The 5,929-nt window shown below is 43.2% G+C and carries 5 protein-coding genes and 1 pseudogene; 4 read left to right on the top strand and 2 right to left on the bottom strand.

Annotated features, from left to right (window positions below; genetic code table 11):
• From ACFFAP_RS34870 to ACFFAP_RS34855, 4 genes and pseudogenes are all read left to right on the top strand, one after another.
• A pseudogene (locus ACFFAP_RS34870) lies at nt 1–205 on the top strand (hypothetical protein); the annotation flags it as partial.
• 135 nt (nt 206–340) lie between these two features.
• Nucleotides 341–1,081, top strand: coding sequence for an RNA methyltransferase (locus ACFFAP_RS34865; RefSeq protein WP_375515496.1), 741 nt, complete (start codon nt 341–343; stop codon nt 1,079–1,081).
• Nucleotides 1,082–1,256: 175 nt separating this feature from the next.
• A complete protein-coding gene (locus tag ACFFAP_RS34860) occupies nt 1,257–2,885 on the top strand; it encodes a serine hydrolase (RefSeq protein ID WP_375515495.1) in 1,629 nt (542 codons plus the stop codon).
• Between the two features lie 56 nt (nt 2,886–2,941).
• Complete coding sequence (locus ACFFAP_RS34855) at nt 2,942–3,586, top strand: hypothetical protein (RefSeq protein WP_375515494.1); 645 nt, start codon at nt 2,942–2,944, stop codon at nt 3,584–3,586.
• Here ACFFAP_RS34855 and ACFFAP_RS34850 read toward each other — a convergent pair.
• Nucleotides 3,578–4,513: a DNA-methyltransferase gene (locus ACFFAP_RS34850; RefSeq protein ID WP_375515493.1), complete on the bottom strand. Its 936-nt coding sequence runs from the start codon at nt 4,511–4,513 to the stop codon at nt 3,578–3,580. The two genes, ACFFAP_RS34855 and ACFFAP_RS34850, sit on opposite strands and share 9 nt — an antisense overlap.
• A gap of 115 nt (nt 4,514–4,628) precedes the next feature.
• Nucleotides 4,629–5,744 carry a DNA-processing protein DprA gene (dprA, locus tag ACFFAP_RS34845; protein WP_375515492.1) on the bottom strand — a complete coding sequence of 372 codons (1,116 nt, stop codon included), beginning with the start codon at nt 5,742–5,744 and terminating at the stop codon, nt 4,629–4,631.
• Between the last annotated feature and the right edge of the window lie 185 nt (nt 5,745–5,929).

Here is a 5,929-nt window from a genome sequence, read left to right as displayed (position 1 = left end):
CTTGCACTTAGTTGCGGTTTTCACATCCATTTTTCCAGGTGCAAGATGTGAGTTTCTCTTCAACCCACGTACCCAGAAATGGGATGAACACTTCACCTTTTCAGAACTGGATCTGGTAGGATTAACGCCTCCAGGACGTACAACGATTAGATTGCTACAAATAAATAGCGACGAACGACTAACTGAACGCCGGAGAATGCGCTGAGTAATTGTTTATCACACCTGCCGTAAGCGTTTACCTGCAAAGTTAGAATGATGTTTAGGAAACTTTTTAGCAGAACATCATAATGCTGAGAATTAGCCTAAAAATATTATTTGGTGCGATCGCAGGAGGCAAAAAATGGGTTTGGCTGGATTAAGAATTGTGTTGGTAGAGCCAGCTGGGCCGATAAATATCGGAGCGATCGCCAGGGTAATGAAAAATTTCGGGCTATATAATTTAGTATTAGTGAACCCCCAATGCGATCCGCTATCGACGGAAGCTTTGATGATGGCTGTTCATGCTCAAGAAATTTTAGAATCTGCGGTATTAGTGCCGACCTTACCAGAAGCATTGCATGGATGTTTCCGGGCGATCGCTACCACTGGTCGCGTTCGGAGTTGGGAAACGCCCTTAGAAAACCCCCGCACTGCACTACCCTGGTTACTGGAGGAACCAGAAAAACCCGCAGCACTGATTTTTGGCAGGGAAGACCGGGGATTAAGCAATGAAGAATTAAATTATGCACACAGGTTTGTTGGCATTCCCACGAGTCCAGATTATGTAGCCCTAAATTTGGCTACCGCCGTAGCAATCTGCTGTTATGAATTGTCACAATCTACCCAGCAACCTGACATTCAAACCTTAACCCAAACTGAACTCGCCCCCTTAGATGTTGTGGAAGCATATTATCAGCAATTAGAATCATTATTATTAAAAATTGGTTATGTATATCCCCATACGGCAGCTAGTCGCATGGAAAAATTCCGCCAAATATATAATCGCGCTCACCTGAAAACAGCAGAAGTATACATGCTGCGAGGGATTTTGCAGCAGGTAGAATGGGCCCTTAAGAACCAGAGGGATGGTGAAAACTTGTAATTATTTGTTTAATATATACGCAATCATCCCCCCAAAATATTTAATATGGCTTAAACTAAACACAAAAATGCTACTTAGTGGCAAAGTGGAATTTGAGTATTAATATTTGCTTAAAGATTAAGTTTTGGGTTAGGAGTCTGCAAGAAAACAGCCAAGTGGGTCACAAGGAGTAACTGTGTCAGAGTCAAGTGACGAACTAAGAGCTTTCTCGCGGCGTCAACCCTTAAATCGCCGCCAGCCGCCACAAAAAGTTCAAAAAGTGGTAAAGAAGAAAGTTAAAGCTAACAGCCAGCAGCAAGCTGCAAATGGACGAGAAGGGTCGCTAACACGCCCAAAAAATCCGATCAGTCCTCCCCCAATCCCTGGTGCTACACGTAGGGTAAAATCGGCGTTAGTTATGCCAACAGCAGTAAAACCAATACCTCGTGTGAAGGGCAAAATTCCTCCCTTTCGACCAGGTGCTGTGATGGTGAAAACAGTGCGGATGGAAAAGCCAAAAATCGGCAGGCGTTCATCGTCCAAGACGCGGTTAAAGCCAATGGCCAAAACCTTGTTGTATATTGTGCGGTTGTTGATTGTGGGTGTTGGCATGGGTGCAATTGTGGGCACGGTATTGTCGGTATTAGACCCGGCTAATCGGATCAGCACAACTTCTGCGCCACAATCTAATATTAATGTGGCGCGATCGCAGCCACAACCTACCCAAACTCCCCCAGTTGCACCTTCAAGCTTATACCTATCCCAGGAAATTAACTCTTTGAAAAATGCCGTGCAAACTTTGGCGGACACCAACCCAAATCTTACACCAGGTATTTTCTTAGTAGATTTAGATACTGGTAATTATGTAGATATCAATGCCTCTACCAGTTTTCCGGCGGCTAGCACAATTAAAGTGCCGATTCTGATTGCTTTTTTCCAGGATGTGGACGCGGGTAAAATTCGCCTGGATGAAATGCTGACTATGCAACAGGATATGGTTGCTGGCGGTTCTGGAAATCTGCAATACAAACCCGCCGGAACCCAGTATGCCGCTTTAGATGTCGTCACTAAAATGATTACAATCAGCGACAACACGGCGACAAATATGCTGATTGCCCGACTAGGAGGGATGGAGGCGTTAAACCAGCGTTTCCGGGACTGGGGATTGACAACCACAACAATTCGTAATCTACTCCCAGATTTGCAAGGGACAAACACCACTAGTCCCAAAGAATTAGGGAATTTGATGGCGATTGTCAGTCAGGGAAATTTAGTGAGTATGCCATCACGCGATTTGATGCTCGATATCTTGCGTCGCACTCAGAAAGACACTTTGCTACCATCGGGTTTGGGAACAGGTGCAAGAATATATCACAAAACGGGTGATATTGGCACAATGTTGGCAGATGCAGGTTTAATTGCTGTTCCAACTGGCAAGCGCTACGTAGCCTCTGTCATGGTACAACGCCCCGAAAACGATCCTCGTGCCGAAAAACTGATTAGCTCAATTTCTCGTGCTGCCTACCAAGAATTTAGCCAAAATGCTGTTATACCCAACAGTAGCACAAGCACTATACCTGCAAATGGTTATCAACCCCCTGTTGTGAATCCTGCTTTACCCAACGGTACGACAGGCACTGTACCCATGAGCGTTTATCAGCCCCCTATTGTAAATCCTGTACCTAACGGTACGGCAGGCACTGTACCCGTAAATGGTTATCAGCCCCCTATTGTGAATCCTGTACCCAACAGTATGGGAGGTACTGTGCCGCCAAATGGTTATCAGCCCCCTGTTGTGAATCCACAATATTATCCCCCAAGATAATTAATTTGGGATTTTTGAATTTTGTATTGTTTATGACATGCATCACCCCCTCATAAATGAGCGGCGAACTAGAGCTGATTGCCTGTCAACCTCACCCCATTGAGAGTAACGGTTTTAATCTTAATGCGACTCTGCCATACGACTGTAAAATTGAACACATCGTTTTGGCAATGAATAATTTTGTAGAGTTTTTCGGCTTTATCAATCAACAGCTTTACAGTAAAGAAATGGAACGTCTTGAGGTAATGCTGATGCCAGCCAACTTTAGCAGTATGGTTGGAGAATTCATGATTTCAAATATTCCGAAATATTGCTCTAGCCTGGTTACAAATCAATATCATAATGGACATCCTGATTTAATTCCTGCTGGGATGTTTCCTAAAAACTCTGTACAGCATTCTCATATTGGTATTGAAGTAAAAGCTTCTCGTTATCAGAGTGGATGGCAGGGTCATAATCCCGAAGGTACTTGGCTGATGGTGTTTGTTTTTGATAGCAACCGTCCTAGTGACGCTGTTCAAGGTATTCAGCCAAAGCCCTTTCGTTTTATCAAGGTTGTTGGTGCTAACCTCACAAAAAATGATTGGTCATTCTCTGGGCGTTCGGAAATTAGTCGTAGAACAATAACTGCCAGTGTTACTAAATCTGGATATCAAAAAATCATGTCCAATTGGATTTATCAAATTCCCAATCTACCATAGCGTTAATTGCAAGTCTGTAATATTTTGGGAAGGGGTTTCTAAAGTTATCAAGTTAGGAATAGCGGTGCAACTCATCTCGTAATAATCTAAATTCCGCTCAATACCAATGCAGCAAACACCAACAGCTTCCGCCGCTGCAACTGTCGAACCAGAACCCATAAAAGTATCAGCAATTATACCTTCACCTAAAGGCAGTGCGGCATAAACGACCTGACGTAAAAAAGACTGTGGTTTCAGACTTGGGTGATTTGCAATAGCTCGTTCCTTCTGAGGTGTCCTCTCACTGGCAATAACATCACCCAAAGGTGTACCATCTTTGTTGCGTCTTAACCCTCCAGTTTGAAATTCTCGCAAACATTCGCTGAGTTTCATTCCTACTGGTATTGGTTTTCGTAAAATACCCCACGGCTCATAACATCCTCTGAGCATGGAAGACACATGAGGAAATTCATCTTCGGCATTTTTTGGGCGATCGCCACCACGAAGTGTTCTCACCAGACGAATCAATTCCCCACGAAACTCCAAACCACCCTCAACTAAAGCAGAAAAAACTAACTGGGAAAGAAATGCATTACTTGCTATAAAAACATGACCACCAGGACGAAGTACACGTACTACTAGTTTTGCCCATTCTATAAAGAAATTTTTTAAAACTAAACGTTCTTTGGTAGTAAGTGCGGTAAATCGTGGTAAAGGTGCGCGTTGATGTCCATCAAATGATGGTGGTATTCTCCAAATCCCTCCGTTTCCATTTGCTCTTTTTAGCAACTGGTCAAAATCATATTCTTTCACCCCATAAGGTGGATCTGTAACTACTGCATGAATGCTGTTTTCTGGTATTCTACTCAGCCACTCGAAACAGTCTGCGTGCAAAATAACAGATTTACCTATATTTTCTACTTGGTATTCAAAAGCCCACTGATTCATTATTTTAAGTAGTTTTTTTTATATAAAAATTGTATTTTTATATTCTCATAAATCTGTTAGCTAAATCGCTAAAAACAAAGTTAAAAAGCTCAACTATACTATTATCTTTTAACTCTTAACTTTTTTGATACCGCATTCCTGGTAGTTGCGAAATTAAACCCATAAGTTCCAACTGTAACAAGACACCGGAAACTGAACCAGCAGCCATGCCGGTTTGTTGGACAATCAAATCGAAGGGTAAAGCTTCACTTGCCAACGCATCCATTACCGTTTGCAATTCTGGCAATAAAATTGGCATTAACTGTTCTGGTGCTATGGAAGCCTCGACTCCATCAATTTGTGGTATTGCTCCTAGCATTGTTAACAGTTCATCTAATTCTTTGAGGATGAAACTTGCTCCCTGATTCAGTAACTTTAAACACCCTTGGGATGGGTAATCATCTACTCTACCAGGCAGTGCATAGACATCTCTACCAAATTCATTTGCGTAGGTAGCAGTAATTAAAGCACCAGATTTTATCGGCGCTTCCATTACAAGGATAGCGCGGCTTAAGCCTGCAATAATTCGGTTGCGACGGGGAAAGTGTTTGCGATCGGGTGGGGTTTTTGTGGGGTACTCACTCACAACCAACCCAGCCGTCAAAATCTGCTTGTACAAATCCCGATTTTTATGTGGATAGATGACATCGACACCAGTTCCCAAAACTGCGATCGTGCGTCCACCTGCTTTCATAGCCGCAATGTGGCTTTCTGTATCAATTCCTTCTGCCATACCAGAAACAACTGTAAAGCCATTTTTAGCCAAAGCTGTACTAATTTGGCGAGTCCAACGGATACCATATTCTGAGGGTTGGCGTGTTCCGACAATTCCAACCATCGGTTTTTGTCCGAGATTTTCTTGGAGTTCGACTTCACCGCGATAATATAAAATCGGCGGTGGACTCGGAGTTTCCAACAGTAAGCGGGGATAATCTGCATCTGCTGGTGTCCAGAAATGAGAATTTTCCTGCTGGTGCTTGGAGAATAGCTGTTCTGGGTGCAAACGCGATCGCTGTTGTACTACTTTTTCTAATGTTTGAAAACCAAAACCTTCTACTTCTCCCAACTGTACCTTGGTAGCGTTCCAAGCTGTTGCCAACGTGCCAAAATGCTGTTGCAGCCGCCGCAGTAATACTGGGCCAATTCCCGAAATTTGCGCCCAAGCTAACCAATATGCGCCTTCTTCTACCACCGTTCCATCCTCACACCTACTGGATTGAGTATTCCCAATATTAGGGTTGGATGTTGATATTAAGGGGGAGTGGGGGGAAATCAATTCAAAATTCAAAATTCAAAATTCAAAATTAAAGAACTTCTGCCTCCTCTTTTCAATGCCCAATGCCCAATCCCCAATCCCCAATCCCCAATCCCCAATCC

Source organism: uncultured Nostoc sp., assembly GCF_964245575.1.
Taxonomy (GTDB): domain Bacteria; phylum Cyanobacteriota; class Cyanobacteriia; order Cyanobacteriales; family Nostocaceae; genus Nostoc.
The sequence above is the reverse complement of the archived record's forward strand: the minus strand, read 5'-3'. Positions and strand labels throughout refer to the sequence as shown.

Bases quoted from the DNA above. Each gene is read 5' to 3' on its own strand.
- ACFFAP_RS34850 (WP_375515493.1), bottom strand. From the start codon at position 4,513: ATGAATCAGTGGGCTTTTGAATACCAAGTAGAAAATATAGGTAAATCT.
- ACFFAP_RS34865 (WP_375515496.1), top strand. From the start codon at position 341: ATGGGTTTGGCTGGATTAAGAATTGTGTTGGTAGAGCCAGCTGGGCCG.
- ACFFAP_RS34855 (WP_375515494.1), top strand. From the start codon at position 2,942: ATGAGCGGCGAACTAGAGCTGATTGCCTGTCAACCTCACCCCATTGAG.